This is a genomic window from Pseudochrobactrum asaccharolyticum (genome assembly GCF_003314995.1).
Lineage (GTDB): Bacteria > Pseudomonadota > Alphaproteobacteria > Rhizobiales > Rhizobiaceae > Pseudochrobactrum > Pseudochrobactrum asaccharolyticum.
Window position 1 is genome coordinate 383,853 of sequence record NZ_QNRH01000004.1, and the last position, 16,989, is coordinate 400,841.

The following is a 16,989-nucleotide window of genomic DNA, read 5'->3' on the forward strand; positions in this document are numbered from 1 at the left end:
TATGAACATGCCGGAACGACTGTATAAACTGGCATGATTATGCCGGTCTAAGCCTCAGCTTACTGGGCAAGCCATGCGTTGAACCGCTGGTTCAGGCTTTCCGAGTTATCAGTCCAGAATTCCACACCGATAGCTGCGGCATCGGTCATATTAGCCGGAGTGGTCGGAAGATCCTTGCGGTATTTTTCATCAACGAATTTATCGGCTTCGATATTCGGCAGACCATAGGTGATATATTCAGGCAGCTTGGCCTGATTGTCTGCCTTGCTGGTAAAGGCGATGAAATCCATCGACTCTTTCGGGAAAGGCGTTCCTTTCATGATTGCCCAGCTATCTACGGCATAGATGCTGCCGGGCCAGACAAAACCGAAATTCTTGTTTTCCGTACGGTTCAGGGCGTTGATACGGCCGTTATAGACCGAAGCCATCACAACTTCACCGGAGGAGAGCAACTGCACCGGTTGTGCACCGGCTTCCCACCACACAATATGCGGTTTGATTTCATCGAGTTTTTTGAATGCGCGGTCCACACCTTCCGGTGTAGCCAGCACATCATAAACATCTTTGGCGGCAACGCCGTCTGCAATCAGAGCAAATTCTAGGGAGTATTTGGCGCTTTTACGCAGCGAGCGTTTGCCCGGGAATTTTTCAACATTCCAGAAGTCAGCCCATGATTGCGGCGCTTCTTTCATCGTGTCGCCATTATAGGCAATACCGGTTGACCAGACGATTGCGCCGACGCCGCAGTCATGCACTGCAGCCGGAATGAATTTGTCTTTGCCGCCGAGCTTTTCCCAGTCGATTGTTTCATAGATGCCGTCGGCGCAACCAAGTTCCAGCTCTTCGGCTTCAACCTGAACAACGTCCCAATTGGTTTCACCGGCTTTGACTTTAGCTTGCAGCACGCCGTAGCCGCCGTCCCAGCTTTCATCAAGCACCGGTTTGCCCAGTTCTTTGGCAAAAGGTTTGAAATAAATTTCGCGCTGACCGTCCTGATAACTTCCTCCCCAGGAGACGACAGTGAGGTCGCGTGCCTGAGCAGAACCGGCTGCGAGAGCCAGACCGCCAAGCATGGTGCAGGCAGTGAATGCAATATGCGTAAGCTTCATTGATTATTCCCCACAGTTTATTGTTATGAAATTTGTTGCAACAAGTTATTCATAGGAAATGCAGAGGGGCAAGTGCTGATTATGCGGTTCGCGTACAATTAATGTCGCATAAGTGATGAGCTAATTTAGCGCTGTTCTCATTTAAATCATGACCTTTTGTTACAGCTTCTGCGTGTTTCTCATTAATTTTTGAACCTTATCTGCGGTTGAAAATGGTTTCTGATATATGAAACCATGCGGGGAATGGTGTTTGTTTTCCAGCGCTTGAAATGCTTGTCTTCCGTAAACGTCAGTTTGCCGGGCTGTATGCTTCATCTGTTTAAGTTGATGCGATTTCGGAATGAATTTGTGCGCTGAAATGATGGTTTGCTGATTTTATTGCAGCTTCTGCACACAGGAATAAATTTAAAAAATACCTGATTTTAAATTGCGCTGTTGCACTTCCGGCGAAGAATTTTATTGTAATCCGTGCATGCGGTGGGGCAGGTGACGGGTCATATTTGACGGGACCAGCCGGTTCTTGTGTTATGCAAACCATCGCAGCAGGCCGGAATTTGCTAGAGACAGGTTTCCGGATTTCAGTTTGATTCGCATATGGAGAAGTGACATGGGCCAGATTGGTCGCAGCTGGACATTTTATAAAGGCAAATGGCATGAGGGCGATGTGCGCATTCTGGGCGCATCTTCGCAGGCAACCTGGCTTGGTTCCCTTGTCTTTGACGGTGCACGCGGTTTCGAAGGCGTGATCCCTGATCTTGATCTCCATAGTGCGCGTGTAAACCGCTCTGCGGTAGCGCTCGGCTTAAAGCCGACCTATACGCCGGAAGAAATCATGGAGCTGACCCGTCAGGGCATGGCGAAATTCGGCGAGAATGCTGCGGTCTATATCCGCCCGATGTATTGGGCGGAAGAGGGCGAAGCCAATGTGGTTCTGCCGGCGGCTGAAAGCACTGACTTTGCGCTGTGTCTGGAAGAAATTCCGTTAGGCGAGCCGACCGGCTTTACTATTACGACCACACGTTTCCGTCGTCCGACGATTGAAACCATGCCACTGGATGCAAAGGCTGCCTGCCTTTATCCCAACAATGCCCGCATGATCCGTGAAGCGCGTGCCAAAGGTTTCGGCAATGCGCTGGTTTGCGATATGTTGGGTAATGTGGCGGAACTGGCTTCTTCAAACGTTTTCATGGTGCGTGACGGTGAAGTGTTTACGCCTGCGCCAAATGGCACATTCCTCAATGGTATTACCCGTCAGCGTGTGATGGGGCTGCTGCGCGATAATGGCGTGACCGTGACTGAAACGACTTTGCGCGTGGAAGATTTCCGCGAAGCTGATGAGATTTTCTCAACAGGCAATCATTCCAAAGTTGTGCCGGTGATCGGCTTTGATGACAAGCAGCTGAGCTATGGTCCGGTTGCGCAAAAAGCCCGTAAGCTCTACTGGGATTGGGCACATTCATAAGAGTGCTGTTCACTGTGTTAATAAAAAGCCCGCGATTGTCGCGGGCTTTTTTGTTGTTATGATTTGATATCAATTTTGCGCTTTTTAGAGAATTCACTTTTCTCAAAAACCAGCACCACTATCAGGGAAATACCGAATGGTATCAGCAGATAGAGCAGGCGGAAGACAATCAGCGCTGCCAGCACATCTGCCGGATTAAGATTAGGCAGACCGGTGATGAACAGGAACTCCAGAACACCGAGGCCACCCGGTGCATTGGAAATCAAAGCTGCTGAGAAGGAAATCAGGAAAATACCCAACACAATCAGGAAACCCGGGTGACCGGCTTCCGGCAATGCGAAATAGATAATACCTGCCGCGCCGATTAGCTCCAGCGGTGCAATCAGAAGCTGCCATTTCACCACGGAAAGCCGCGGGTAGGATAGCTGGAACTTGGAGCCGATCCGTAGTGGGCGCAATTGCATCCAGCTGCCGAATACATAAAGCGCAACCAGTATCAGAATGACAATACCTGCAGCAATTGCGAGGCTTTCAGGAATATCACCATTAAAACGCTGCAGCAGCTCAGGTTCGATCAGCAGCACAATCGCGCTGAGGATCAGCGTGCCGAGCGCAAAGGTGAAAGAACAGAAACCGACGAGAACTGCAACTTCCGCACCGGACAGGCCTTTGGATGAATAGGCGCGATAACGGACAACAGCACCGGAAATCACCGATGCACCGATATTATGCGACAGTGCATAGGCGGTGAAGGAACAGAGGCTGATAAACAGCCATGAGATCTTTTTGTTCAAATGTTTTAGCGCAATACGGTCATAACCGGCCAAAGACATATAGGACAGCAAAGCGCAGCTTGCGCTTAGCAGCCATTGTTTCAGCGTAATTGCCGCAAGACTGTCAATTACATCTTCAAGAGAAATGCTGCGCAGTTCTTTATAAAGAAGCCATACGGATATGGTAACCGCACCGAGGCCGATTGCCGGCCAGATGTAATCTTTCCATTTCATCTATCAGATGACACCTTCTTGCTGTTGGTGTGGTCACTTATGTAATCGCCGGATTGCAGACCTTTAAAAGACCGGTTCTCTGTTGATTGATTCCACATCACATATTTGTAACAGGTATTCACATGTTGTCAGTTTTACTGTTTCGCACTTTTAACGATTTTTATGTCTTAATCATTAATTTATGGAACTTAAGGGTTCTTCAGGTGAAGTTTCTGTCAGTTTTTCCTGTTTTCCGGCATTATTCTCTGCAATTTTTTCAAGAATACCGCGTGCGATTTCCTCTTCAGCCAGAATAATGGTGCCGATCCCGAGATCACGCAGATAATCCGCCTCTACTACTGATTCAGCGCGGGCAATAATATGCAGGCCTGGATTCTTCTGGCTGGCCTGTGCAATGACGCGTGCTGTTTCAAAAGCATAGGGTAGTGCGAGGATAAGGCATTGCGCATCGGCGAGACCGGCGCGGTTCAGCGTTTCCTTTTCGGCCGCATTGCCGAGAATGACTTCAACACCGGTTTCACGCAGTTCAATCGCCGGTTTTTCTGCATTCTCGATCACCACGATCGGGCATTTTTCCGCGAGCAGTTTTTCCGCAACGCGTGAACCGACCTCACCGTAACCGGCAATAATCGTATGGCCGGTCAGGGATGTTGCATAGGCGCTGAAAGATTTGATGGTGTGATATTCATCATCCTCTTTTGTCAGCTCTGTGACATCCGGTGATTGTTTGGCGCCAAGTTTGCGCTCAATGAAAGGACGCAGTTTTTCAAAGCCGATAAACACCAACGGATTGAACAGAATAGATAGAATTGCGCCTGCCAGTACCAGATCCTGCGCTTCTTTCGGCATCAGTTTCAGCGAAACACCAAGGCCTGCGAGAATGAATGAGAATTCACCAATCTGCGCAAGGCTGGCAGAAATTGTCAGTGCAGTGCCTGTCGGATGTTTAAAGGCGCGAACGATGAAAAAGGCGGCAGCCGATTTACCGATCATAATGATCAGCAATGTTGCCAGCAGTGACAGCGGATTGTTGATCAGAACCATCGGGTCGAACAACATCCCGACAGAGACAAAGAACAACACCGCGAAAGCATCGCGTAGTGGCAGAGATTCTTCGGCAGCCTGATGACTGAGTTCTGATTCACTCATCACCATACCGGCGAAGAATGCACCGAGCGCCAGTGACACGCCGAACAGATTGGCAGCGCCAAAGGCCACACCAAGCGCAATGGCCAGCACACCAAGGCGGAACAATTCACGCGAACCGCTGGCGGAGATAACTTCGAGAACCCAAGGCACAACGCGCTTGCCAACCACCAGCATCAGAGCGATGAAAAGCGCAATCTTGATCAGAGTCAGCACAATGATGCCGGTAATGCCAAGCCCCAGATATGAGGCAATCGGATCGGACGGCACAGTGCCGGAATTGCCATGCAACAGACCGGCAATCGCTGGCATCAATACGAGTGTCAGCACCATCACCAGATCTTCAACGATCAGCCAGCCGACAGCGATACGGCCGCGATCCGTTTCCATCAGACGGCGTTCTTGCATGGCACGGAGAAGCACAACGGTGGATGCTGTGGAGAGCGCCAGACCAAAGGTAACAGAACCGGTGAGATCCCAGCCGATAATCAGTCCAAGACCTGTACCCAGCACGGTGGCAGCAAAAATCTGCGCCAAGGCTCCGGGAACGGCAATGGCTTTCACCGACAGCAGCTCTTTGACCGAGAAATGCAGGCCGACACCAAACATTAGCAGGATCACGCCAATTTCAGCCAGCTGAAGTGTCAGCTCCTGATCGGCCACAAAACCCGGCGTATAGGGGCCGCATAAAACGCCTGCCAGCAGATAACCGACCAGCGGGGAGATACGAAGACGATTGGCAATGGCTCCGAAGAGAAAGGCCAGACACAGACCGACAACAATCGTGGCGATGAGAGGTGTGTCGTGAGGCATGGCGGCTTGTCCTTATAAGGTATCTTTGTGCCGTTTGTCTCAACTGCAATATCGGCGGAATTATGCAGTTCAGAAAAAGGGCGGTAAGGGAGGAGTATCACGCGGCAATTAAACCGCGTGATACTGGAGCATTTTACAGTCAAGTTGCTTCAACTTGACGTCGTGATAATGCGACAACTAAAAAATCTAGAGCGAGTGCCATGATCTAATCTAGACGTAAACCGCTCTAGTTTGTGCCTGATTACTTAGCGGTAACAGTCGTATCTGTATCGCCGAGACCGCGCTTATGTGTGCGTTCCCACCATGTGCCGAGCAGCATCAGAATTGGTGCCGCAATGAAGATCGACGAAGTTGTTGCAATGAACACACCGAACAGCATCGGGATCGCGAAGTTCTCAACCGCGCTACCGCCCCAGATTGCCATCGGAAGAACGGCAAGGAAGGTACAAAGCGAGGTATAGATACAACGGGCGAAAACCTGATTGATACTCATATCAATGATTTCACGCAGCGGCTTGGACTTATACATACGCATGTTTTCGCGCATACGGTCATAGACCACCACTTTATCGTTGACGGAGTAACCGACCAGCGTCAGCACTGCGGCAATCGCCGTAAGGTTGAAGTCGAGCTGTGTGATAACAAAGAAGCCAACCAGCTTGGTCGTATCCAGTACCAGCGTGGCAATCGCACCAATAGCGAAATACCATTCAAACCGCCACCAGAGATAGATCAGCATAGCACCGGCAGCCAGTACCAGCGCGATAAAGCCGGAACGGGCAAGCTCGCCACTGACTTTTGGCCCTACGACTTCAGTACGCTCGATTTTCACATCTTTGTCGATGGCAACAACCGCATCACGGACTTTATTGACTGCAACAGTCTGCGCTTCTTCACCGCCGTCCTGACGCTGAACACGGATCAGAACGCTCTGATCGCTGCCTGCGTTTTGCAGAGCCACTTCACCAAGGCCAAGGCCGCCGAGCGAAGAACGAAGCTGTGCAAGATCAGCCGGTGTAGAGGTTGTGATTTCAACCTGAATACCACCGGTAAAGTCGAGACCGTAGTTCAGACCCGGTTTGAAGAACAGGAACAGCGAGGCAATAGAGAGAACCACCGATACGAGAATCCCGAAATAACGGGCTTTCATAAACTGGTAGTTGGTGTTTTCCGGCGCAACGCGAATCCAAGGTTCAATTTCGAGAACTTTGAGTTTACGGCGACGAACCGACCAGGCCATGATGATACGGACAACCGAAACAGCCGTGAACATGGAAATACCGGTGCCGAGCATCATGGTAATCGCAAAACCGCGAACAGGACCACTACCGAACATGAACAGCAGCAGGGTTGCGATCACAGAAGTGACGTTGGCGTCAACAATGGTCGAATAGGCGAAATTAAAGCCTTTATCGAGCGCAGCCATAGCGCCCATGCCTTTTTTGGTTTCTTCACGGATACGCTCATTGATGAGAATATTCGCGTCCACAGCAATACCAATACTGAGGATAATACCGGCGATACCGGGTAGTGTCAGTGTCGCGCCGATCAATGTCAGTGCCGCAAAAGTCAGCACGATATTGAGCAGCAGCGCGAAATTCGCGATCATACCCCATACGCCATAGAGCATGACGATGAAGACGGCGACGAGAATAAAGCCGAGAATACCGGTATAGACACCCATTTTAATGGCGTCGCCACCGAGATCGGGACCAACGGTACGTTCTTCAATAACAGTCAGCGGTGCAGGCAAGGCACCGGCACGCAGCAGGGCAGAAAGCACAACAGTGTCTTCTACTGTGAATGAGCCGCTGATCTGACCGGAACCACCGGTAATCGGTTCACGAATGGTTGGCGCTGAAAGCACTTTGTCATCGAGCACGATGGCGAAAGGACGATTAACGTTCTTTGTGGTGATTTCAGAGAACTGGCGGGCACCCTGACTGTCGAAACGGAAGGAGACGATCGGCTCATTGGAGCGCTGATCAAATCCGGCGCGGGCATCAGTCAGACGTTCACCGCTAAGTGCGACCTGATCTTCAATCGGATATTTGATATTCGGATCTTTTGAATCTTCCATAATGGTGACGCCCGGAGGCGGCGGGCTGTTCGGATCTGCATCCGCAACCATATGGAAGGCCATTTTAGCTGTAGAACCGAGCAGCTGACGCAGCTGTGTCGGATCTTGCAGACCCGGCAGCTGGACAACGATACGGTCACTGCCGACGCGCTGGATAGAAGGCTCGGATACACCGACCTGATCCACACGCTGACGAATGATCTCAAGGCTCTGTGTCAGTGCGCTGTCGAGACGATAGGTAAAGCCTGCATCGGTCAGAGCCAAACGGATCTGCTCGCCCGGTGTGGTCACATCAATATCATTGATCGGTGTACCAAAACCGCTGGTCGAGATTGGGTTGATCAGCGTTTTAAGGGCTGTCACTGCACGCTCACGCTGCGCTGTATCCGCGATATTTACCAGAACCGCATCACCGGCAAGGCGAATGGACTGTGGCTGGATACGCTCGGAGCGCAGCTTGCTGCGGGAATCATCAAGAAGAGAACGCAGACGGTCTTTTTTCAGACCAGCCGCATCGACTTCAAGAACAAGATAGGAGCCGCCGCGAAGATCAAGCCCGAGTGTGACCTGATTTTTCGGGAACCAGCCAGGCATATTGGCCAGTTGCTCTTTGGTAAAGAGATTGGGCAGGGCGATAAGCATCCCCGCCAGAATGATGAAGCTGTAAAGATATACAGCCCATTTGGGTGTACGCATGAGAAATATCCGGTCTGAGTGTTCGCTAAATCCGCATGTGAGTTCAGATGCGAAGAAAGTGCGACAGATGGAGTTTAAGGAAACCGGTGCCGAGACAAGGTTGCCTGAAGAATAGCTGCAAAAGCAGTATTAAAGGGAGTTAAGTGCGGGTGGTGCGCGCGCACGGACAATATGACGGCAGATTTGGGCTGCCGGATTGTTGCGCGAACGGGCAACAAATAATGCAGTAAAGGTTGCCAGAAGGGTAAACAGGGCCGGGAGAATGAATGTCCCGTTGCCGCTGAAAGGCAAAGTTTTATTGCTGAAGTACAGAACAGGGGTCAGAATAGCTCTGACCGGTGCACTCAGTGTGCCGTTTTGTGACCTGCCAGCCGGATCAGTTGTTTGAACATTCTGACGTTCCTGCAGAACAGCTGCAGTTTGGTAACTGAGAGAAGCGGGGTCATTGGCACCGATCAGCGCAGATTGTAATGCGAGCAAGCCGCTCAGAAACCACAGCAGGCCAAAAGAATAAAGCACAGAGCGAAGCGACAGCTTCCGCTGTTCTTCCCATGTCTTTTTCTTTATATCACTGCAAAGTCTGGATCTGAAAATTGTTCCGGCCCGTTCTCTGTGCTGATTTGCAAAATAAACTTTACGACTTCATTAACCATTCATCGCCGCAATCACAAGAAAAATAGCGGCTTTGTACATCATTGTTTACCTGTGAACCGCTGCTCCGGCGCTGATTAATGTTTGTTGTAAAAATTTTATGGAAAACTACAGGTCAGACAGCATTGGGCAGGCTATTTGTCAGCTGCTCTTATTTACGTCTATATTCTTTGTGAAGAGCGCTGTCACAGGCGGCATCTTCAGATGTAGTTTTTGCTGGACTGTCAGGCGCGAAAAAGCCAATGAGATGAATCACAAACAGCAGTTTATTGAGAGACAGATTTTGAAAAAGCTATCGGCATTTTCCTTACGGTTCGTGTTAAGTTTGTTCCTGCTGTTTGCAGGGCTGACTGCCGGAGAAATTGCGGATACCGGCTGGATGAGTGCGCAGGCACAAACGATACCGGAGAGTGCAGAAGCTCCTGCAACACTTAAAGCACCAGAGGCACCGCAAAACGCAGTCGTGCAGCCAAATCTGGTGACGCAGCAAAAAGCTGTCGTGGAGGATTTGCGCAAGCAGATCGAGGATATTGCCAAGTCACTCGACAAGTCGAAGAATAATGACGAGACGCTGGCCAATATTAAAGTTAAACTGGAAGCCATCTCTAAGAAATTGCTTGATGCGGGTATCGCATTTCGTCCGCGGTTAGGCGAAATCAATTCTCGTCTGGATCAGATCGGCCCGCCGCCAGCAGAGGGAAAACCCGCTGAAGCTGAAATTGTAGCTACTGAGCGCGCCCGTCTGGCAGCGGAAAAAGCCGAGATCAATACGGTTCTTGGTTTTACGGAAGATGCATCAGTTCAGACCAGTCAAATAATTGAAAAAATTGGCACTATGCGCCGTGATCTGTTCACGCAGACCCTGTCGCAGCGTGTGGATATTAACACGGCATTGGTTACAGAAGTGATCAATGCGGCCGGTTATGAAACCAAGACATTTTATTATCTTTTGAAATCCTGGTGGGATTTCACACTCTATCCAAATCTCTGGACATTACTGGGTGTGATCGCTGTTTCGGTCATTCCTGCATTGCTGATCCATCTTGGCGCAAGGCGCTGGCTTGCGGAATTGTATGAACGTGATCCGCTGGAAGAAAAACCAAGCTACCTCAGTCGCTTATCCGTAGCTTTCTGGTCCACGGTTATTCCGTCGCTGGCAATCGTAGTGTTTCTTGCGCTGGTTTATGTGCTGTTTGAGCGCTTTGATCTTTTGCGACCGGACGTGGCAAAACTGCTAGCGGCATTATTTACACTTTTCTGTGTGGTGCTGTTTATTTACCGGCTGGCCTGCGGTGTACTCAGTCCGGATATGCCGAGCTGGCGTCTTCTGCCGATTGCACCAAAACCGGCACGTATACTGATCTGGTTGCTGACCGCAGCGGCCATTACGCAGAGTATTGAATATTTTCTGGAAATCCTGAATGGCGTAATGTCATCCCCCTTGTCGCTGACCGTTGCGAAAAGTGTGATTGGCACGGCCACGGTTGGTGCTTTGCTGCTGGCAATCGCCTTCCTGAGGCCAATCCAGAACCCGAGGACGGGTGAGCTGCGCGCATGGCCGAATCTTACCAAGATTATTCTGATCGTGCTCGGATTGGTTCCGATTTTAGCGGCAATCTTCGGTTATATTGGTCTTGCACGTTTTGTAGCGCAGCAGATTGTGGTGACCGGTGCTTTCATCGTCACCATGTATCTGGGCTTCCTGACGGCGCGTGCAATTACGCATGAGAAGGCTTTTGCTAATACCAGTCTGGGGCGGAAGCTCCGCGATAAATTCAATGCCACTGAAGCAACGCTGGATCAGCTCGGGCTAGCAGCCGGTATTTTTATTAATCTGATTGTACTCTTCATTGGTGTGCCGCTGGTCCTGATGCAGTTCGGCTTCCAATGGTCGGAAATGCGTACAACCTTTGTGCGCATTATGACCGGTTTCCAGATCGGCACCTTTTCAATTTCATTGCTGAGTATAATCACCGGTATTCTGCTGTTTATTTTCGGCTACTTTCTGACCCGCTTGTTCCAGAACTGGCTGGACGGCAGTGTGATGGCACGGGGCCGCATTGATCCGGGGGTACGTAACTCCATTAAAACAGTGGTTGGTTACGTTGGTCTGGCGCTCTCAGGGCTACTTGGTATTTCTGCTGCCGGTATTAATCTTTCCAGTCTGGCACTCGTGGCCGGTGGTCTTTCGCTTGGTATCGGTTTCGGCTTGCAGAATATTGTCTCGAACTTTGTTTCGGGGCTTATCCTGCTGGCCGAGCGTCCGTTGAAAGTAGGCGACTGGGTGCAGACCGGAACCGTCAGCGGTTTCGTAAAAAAGATCAGTGTCCGCGCGACCGAGGTTGAGACTTTCCAGCGTGAAACGATCATCGTTCCGAACTCAACGCTGATTAATGATAATGTTGGTAACTGGACGCATCGCAATAAACTTGGCCGGTCTGATCTGCAAATTCTGATCGGTTATCGTACGGATGTGCGTAAAATTCAGGCGATGTTGTTTGAGATTGCCAAAGAGACGCCGCTGGTTTTGAAAAATCCGGAGCCGATGGTGTTCCTGATCAATATGACAGAACTCGTCAGCAGTAATATGATGATGCGTTTTGAAATTCGTATCTTCCTTGCGGATATTACCAGTGCTCTCGGTGTGCGTAATGAGCTGCAATTCACCATTGTTGAGCGTTTTGCAGAAGAAGGCATCAGCGTTATGCCTTTACCGTCACCGATTCTTTATCCGGAGCCACATGTGAATTCAGAAGAGGTTGCAGAGGGCTAGAATAATGGTGCTCCCGTAAAGTTGTTCTATTCTTTTCGGGATTAAGCTTTTATTAACCGGCCATTCAGTTGCGGTTCATCGGTAATGATTATAAATAAGGCCATGAAATGATGCACTGCAGACAAAAATGTGACTGATGACAGGCCATTTATGTGTATCAGAGTTCAGGGATTGAGGAGTGCTATGGTGAATATCAAAAAAACCGGATTTGGCAGCCTTGTAATGGTTGCAACTATTCTGGCCGGATCAGTGTCCGCCTTAGCTGCATCCGTTCTGAACAGTGACAGCACCGCGCAAACGCTTGTGGTCACAGAAGGTTCTACCAAGCAGCAGGTAACAGTGCAGCCGGGTGAAAAAGTAACGATCTGCCCGAGCGGTTGTTTCGTGACTTTTCCGAATGGTGACCGTGAGGCGCTGACCGGTAATGAAGCCATTACCATTCTGAATGGCGGCGGCACCCATAAGTAAGTGCTGAAAGCCTAAGAGATTAAATAAAAAGCCGCAATGGTCATCACCGTTGCGGCTTTTTTATTACGCAAAATTTTGCGGATCAGAGGCTGCGTCGCGGCGCTTTTCGGCTGTGTCGCAAACAGACCTTACAACGCATTGAACTGGCAGCATAGTAAGCGAAACCGGCTGCGGGCCTACCTTGGGAGGAGTGCTTGTAACGGGAGATTTGCGCCCTGCCACGTTGTTGCTGTGCCGGTTGAAGGCACTGAAATAACAGGCTGTTTCAGAGTGATGCAGTGCCGGACCGCTTTCCTCAGGAGACGCGGCATTGTCGGTTCAGAGGAATAGATTTCATGAAGACCCATGCCCGTGCGGTGGTTATTGGTGGCGGTGTGGTAGGCGTATCAACGCTCTATCATCTGGCGAAAAAAGGCTGGACAGATTCTGTGCTGATTGAGCGCAAAGAACTTACTTCCGGTTCGACATGGCATGCGGCAGGGCTTTTGCCATTGTTTAACCTGAGTTATTCGGTTGGGCAGATCCATAAATATTCCGTCAAATTCTATCAGGAACTGCAGGAAGAAACCGGCCTGAATGTCGGCTTCAGCAATTGCACCAATATTCGTTTGGCGCGTACCAAAGACCGCTGGGATGAATATATGTATTATGCCAGCGTTGCCGAAACCATTGGCGTGCCGGTTAAACTGCTGACGCCGGATGAGGTCAAAGAGGTTTGGCCGCTGGCAGAGACAGACGGTATTCTCGGGGCGATCCAGCATCCGGATGATGGCTATATTCAGCCTGCCGATTTGACACAGGCACTGGCCAAAGGCGCCCGTGATATGGGCGCTACAATTTATCGCTACACAGCTGTGACAGATATTGAGCAATTACCGGATGGTAAGTGGTTGGTCAAAACCGATAAGGGCGATATTACCGCCGATCATGTTGTATCAGCCTCGGGTAGCTTTGCTGCGAAAACCGGTAAGATGGTAGGTCTGACTGTGCCTGTGGTGCCGGTCGAACACCAGTATATTGTGACCGAACCGCATCCGGCGGTGATGGAGCGCAAGGCCAAAGGCCTGCCGGAAATGGGCGTGCTGCGCGAGAGCGACAGCTCATGGTATATGCGCGAGGAAAATGGCGGTTTGCTGCTCGGGCCTTACGAGATCGGCGCACCGGTTTGCTATCAGGACGGCCCTTCTGATGAAAGCGAATATGAGCTGTTTCAGGAAGACCTCGAACGCCTGATGCCTTATATCGAAACCGCGATTGCACGTGTTCCGGCCTTTGGTGAAGTGGGTATCAAGAAAGTCTATAACGGCGCGATTGCCTATACCCCGGATGGTAATCCGATTATTGGCCCGGCGCCGGGTCTGAAGAATTTTTGGCTCAACGAAGGCCATTCTTTTGGTGTGACTGCCGCCGGTGGTGCTGGCTGGCAGCTGGCAGAGTGGATTGTCGAGGGGGAACCGTCGATTGATATGATGGGTGTTGATCCGCGTCGTTTCGGCCCTTATGTCACGGAAGGTTATCTCAAAGAAAAAGCTGAAGAAGCCTATGCCGATGTGTTCTCTGTTCATTATCCTGATGAAGAACGCGGTGGTGCCCGTCCGCTGAAGCGCTCGCCGTCCTATGACCGCCAGAAGGCGCTGGGTGGTGTGTTCGGTTCTGTCTATGGCTGGGAACGTGCCAACTGGTTTGCGCCGGAGGGTTATGCCATTGATGTGGCTTCGCTCGACAAACCGGATGTGCTGCTTAATCAGAACCATCCTGATCCGGATGCCAATGGCAAAATACAGGAACTCTGGTCATTCCGCCGCTCGAATTATTTTGAGCATGTCGGCAATGAGGTGAAGAATGTCACCAATAATGTCGGCCTGCTGGATATGTCCGCTTTCGCCAAGATGGAAGTGACAGGCTCCGGTGCCCGCCAGTGGCTGGAAAGCATTCTGGCCAACCGTGTGCCGAAGAAGCAAGGCCGTGTGGCGCTGAGCCATTTGCTGACACCGCAGGGTGGCGTGCAGAGTGAGTTCACCGTTTATGAGTGGAAGCCCGGCACATTTTATCTGGTATCTGCCGGTGCCTATGAGAATATTGATCACGATTATCTCTATAAGCTTGCACCAAAGGATGGTTCGGTCACTCTGCGCCCGATCACGCAGAAATATGGTGTGCTGGTTCTTGCAGGGCCAAACAGCCGTAAAGTCTTGCAGAAGCTGACCCGCACCAGCCTGTCCAATGCGGATTTCCCTTGGCTGACAGGTAAGGAAATCAGTGTCGGCACCGCAACCGCCCATGCTCTGCGTGTTAACTTTGTCGGCGAACTGGGTTGGGAACTGCATCATCCGATTGAGCAGCAGAACACGATCTATGATCTGGTGATGGAAGCAGGGGCGGAGTTTGGTATTAAACCGTTTGGTATCCGCGCCATGTCTTCGATGGGGCTTGAAAAGTCCTATCGCCTGATCCCGCGTGAAATGTCCGTTGAATATAATGCTCTTGAATCCGGATTAGATCGTTTTGTTCATCCGAGTAAGGGCGAGTTTATCGGTCGTGACGCCGTGGTTGCTGCTCAGGAAAAAGGCTTGCGCTGGAATTTCGTGACACTTGAGGTTCATGGTGTTGATGATGCCGATGCCCGCGGCTCTGAAGCGATCCATAAGGACGGCAAGCTGGTTGGACGTGCAACCAATGGCGGTTTTGCATGGCGTCTCAACAAGAGCATTGCACTGGCTATGGTGAAGCCGGAATATTCCGCAGTCGGCACAGAGCTGGAAATCAGCATTCTGGGCAAAGACTATAAAGTAACGATTATTCCTGAATCGCCATTTGATCCGGAGAATGAGCGTCTGCGGGGATAAGTTTCAGGCACTGAAATAAAAACCACCGGCATTTCTCACGAAGTGCCGGTGGTTTTTATGTGCGGATTGATAGTAGCGGTATCAAAGACAGGCAAAGAAAAAGGCCGGTTCAACCGGCCTTTTATATGGAATTACGCAGCAATGAGTTGTTTTCTGTCGGCACGTTCCTGCTGGGGTGAGCGGCCATAAAGCTCGCGGTAGCATTTGGAGAAATGCGAGGCAGAGACAAAGCCGCAGGCAACGGCAACTTCAACCACCGGCATTGAGGATTGGATCAGCAAGTGACGGGCGCGGTCAAGGCGGATTTCCAGATAATAGCGGGCAGGGGAACGTCCCATTTCCTGACGGAACAAGCGCTCTATCTGGCGGCGCGACAGACCGACATTACCAGCAACATCCAGCAGTGACAGCGGCTCGGTAAGGCAGCCTTCCATCATTTCAATGATAGACAGCACTTTGGAATTCTGAACGCCCAGACGTGCACGCAGTGGCAGACGCTGACGGTCATGCGGTTTGCGTACACGGTCAGTCAGAGCCTGTTCGCAGATGCTGTTGACCAGATTTTCGTCGAAGTCATCGCCGATCAGTTTCAGCATCATATCCAATGCCGCAGTGCCGCCTGCACAGGTATAGAGATTACTGTCGACCTCAAACAGATCCGCATAGACCTCAGCCTTCGGAAAGGCTTCAGAAAAACCCGGCAGGTTCTCCCAATGGATCGCACAGCGTTTGCCGGACAGCAGCCCTGCGGTGGCCAGAATATGAGCACCGGTACACAGGCCACCGACGGAAATACCGCGATTATAGGATTCGCGCAGCCATGCCAGTGCGGACTTATTCTGGTAGCTCTCCACATTCACGCCGGAGCAGACAAAGACCATGCTGGGGCGGTTTTCACCGATCAGGTTACGGCGCTCATCATCCAGCGAAGTATTGGCGGAAAACTCAATGTCGCTGGAGGCCATAACCGGCTTGCCGTCTGCAGACGCTAAGCGCCAGCGATAGGCCTCATAGCCCAGCATACGATTGGCTATGCGCAACGGCTCAATCGCCGTGGCAAAGGCAATCATCGAAAAATTTGGTACCAGAAAAAAGACAATAGACCGCTTAAGCCGCGCTTTATCATTCATGGCCGTGTTCCCGCATATTCAGAGCTGTTTTGCCTGAGGCAAAATGCTCAATTATTTATTTTAAGCAGCACCGGACTGAGCAGAGAGAAAACGGATCTCATCCTGAAGGATAATCTCCCCGCAAAAGCGGCCTCTGTTGTTGTCGTCACTACTTTGTATCGTTGATATCTTGTTACGCCTTATCTCTGTCCCATACAGACGACGCAATCAGGATATCGGTATTGAGACATATTCTTCGCAGTTAGGGAAGTGCGGCCAAATGCCTGTCGCTAAATGGTATTTTGATATCGAAAAATGGCGCGCAAAAGCAGATTTTTTGTAATCTTAGAATGGCTATAAATTATAAATATGTCGCGAACGGTATATGATGTGTACCGGAAACGATTTTCTCCCGTCGCTACGCGCAGGAAAAGAGCTTCATCCTTCTCAAAATATGATTTTATTGTGCAACCATAGCGGGCCGTTATGCGTTCATAAGAATGAGACTGTTTTGTCTGTTGATGCGCATCTGTGCTGTCTGAGGTTTGAAATATTTCAGTAAAGCAGCTCAGGGTTGAAAACAGGACAGCCTTTCCGGTTATGTTTTTGGGAGATAAATTGATGAAGACTTCTGTATTTACCCCGCTTGTACTTGTTGTGTGTGCTTTTGCTCTTGCTGCCTGCGCGAATACTGTGCGCGGTGTGGGCAAAGACGTGAAAGATACCGGCCGCGCTGTGCAGCAGACAATTGAATAAATTGCTATTTTAATTAAAAATAAAACCCGCATTGCTTTAGCAATGCGGGTTTATTGCATAAAAATATTTTTGA

Annotated in this window: 11 protein-coding genes; 5 read left to right on the forward strand and 6 right to left on the reverse strand. The window is 50.5% G+C overall.

Translation table 11 applies throughout. The features are described from left to right. Window positions 1–59: 59 nt before the first annotated feature. Entirely contained in the window at window positions 60–1,073 is a 1,014-nt protein-coding gene (locus DFR47_RS12975; protein ID WP_245416565.1) for an ABC transporter substrate-binding protein, read from the reverse strand. Window positions 1,074–1,716: 643 nt separating this feature from the next. Here DFR47_RS12975 and DFR47_RS12980 point away from each other — a divergent pair. After that, window positions 1,717–2,571 carry a branched-chain amino acid aminotransferase gene (locus tag DFR47_RS12980; RefSeq protein ID WP_113944833.1) on the forward strand — a complete coding sequence of 285 codons (855 nt, stop codon included), beginning with the start codon at window positions 1,717–1,719 and terminating at the stop codon, window positions 2,569–2,571. 56 nt (window positions 2,572–2,627) lie between these two features. On the opposite strand, the gene DFR47_RS12985 is transcribed toward DFR47_RS12980, so the two are convergent. The 4 genes from DFR47_RS12985 to DFR47_RS13000 form a co-directional block, all read right to left on the reverse strand. Beyond that, entirely contained in the window at window positions 2,628–3,578 is a 951-nt protein-coding gene (locus DFR47_RS12985) for a lysylphosphatidylglycerol synthase transmembrane domain-containing protein (RefSeq protein ID WP_113944834.1), read from the reverse strand. 174 nt (window positions 3,579–3,752) lie between these two features. Continuing rightward, complete coding sequence (ybaL, locus tag DFR47_RS12990; RefSeq protein ID WP_113944835.1) at window positions 3,753–5,537, reverse strand: YbaL family putative K(+) efflux transporter; 1,785 nt, start codon at window positions 5,535–5,537, stop codon at window positions 3,753–3,755. Window positions 5,538–5,778: 241 nt separating this feature from the next. Further along, window positions 5,779–8,313, reverse strand: a complete 2,535-nt coding sequence (gene secD / locus DFR47_RS12995) for a protein translocase subunit SecD (RefSeq protein WP_113944836.1) — start codon at window positions 8,311–8,313, stop codon at window positions 5,779–5,781. Between the two features lie 129 nt (window positions 8,314–8,442). Next, window positions 8,443–8,832, reverse strand: coding sequence for a hypothetical protein (locus DFR47_RS13000; protein WP_113944837.1), 390 nt, complete (start codon window positions 8,830–8,832; stop codon window positions 8,443–8,445). Window positions 8,833–9,247: 415 nt separating this feature from the next. On the opposite strand from DFR47_RS13000, the gene DFR47_RS13005 reads away from it, so the two are divergent. The 3 genes from DFR47_RS13005 (at window position 9,248) to DFR47_RS13015 (ending at window position 15,051) form a co-directional block, all read left to right on the forward strand. Beyond that, window positions 9,248–11,737 carry a mechanosensitive ion channel domain-containing protein gene (locus DFR47_RS13005; RefSeq protein WP_170137499.1) on the forward strand — a complete coding sequence of 830 codons (2,490 nt, stop codon included), beginning with the start codon at window positions 9,248–9,250 and terminating at the stop codon, window positions 11,735–11,737. Window positions 11,738–11,920: 183 nt separating this feature from the next. After that, window positions 11,921–12,205 carry a hypothetical protein gene (locus DFR47_RS13010; RefSeq protein ID WP_374788313.1) on the forward strand — a complete coding sequence of 95 codons (285 nt, stop codon included), beginning with the start codon at window positions 11,921–11,923 and terminating at the stop codon, window positions 12,203–12,205. 335 nt (window positions 12,206–12,540) lie between these two features. Continuing rightward, entirely contained in the window at window positions 12,541–15,051 is a 2,511-nt protein-coding gene (locus tag DFR47_RS13015) for a GcvT family protein (protein WP_113944839.1), read from the forward strand. Window positions 15,052–15,182: 131 nt separating this feature from the next. Here DFR47_RS13015 and DFR47_RS13020 read toward each other — a convergent pair whose 3' ends face one another. After that, the gene (locus DFR47_RS13020) at window positions 15,183–16,181 is read right to left on the reverse strand and encodes a GlxA family transcriptional regulator (RefSeq protein ID WP_113944840.1); all 999 of its coding nucleotides are present in this window, start codon (window positions 16,179–16,181) and stop codon (window positions 15,183–15,185) included. 600 nt (window positions 16,182–16,781) lie between these two features. On the opposite strand from DFR47_RS13020, the gene DFR47_RS13025 reads away from it, so the two are divergent. Then, window positions 16,782–16,916: an entericidin A/B family lipoprotein gene (locus DFR47_RS13025; RefSeq protein ID WP_113945011.1), complete on the forward strand. Its 135-nt coding sequence runs from the start codon at window positions 16,782–16,784 to the stop codon at window positions 16,914–16,916. Window positions 16,917–16,989: the final 73 nt, after the last annotated feature.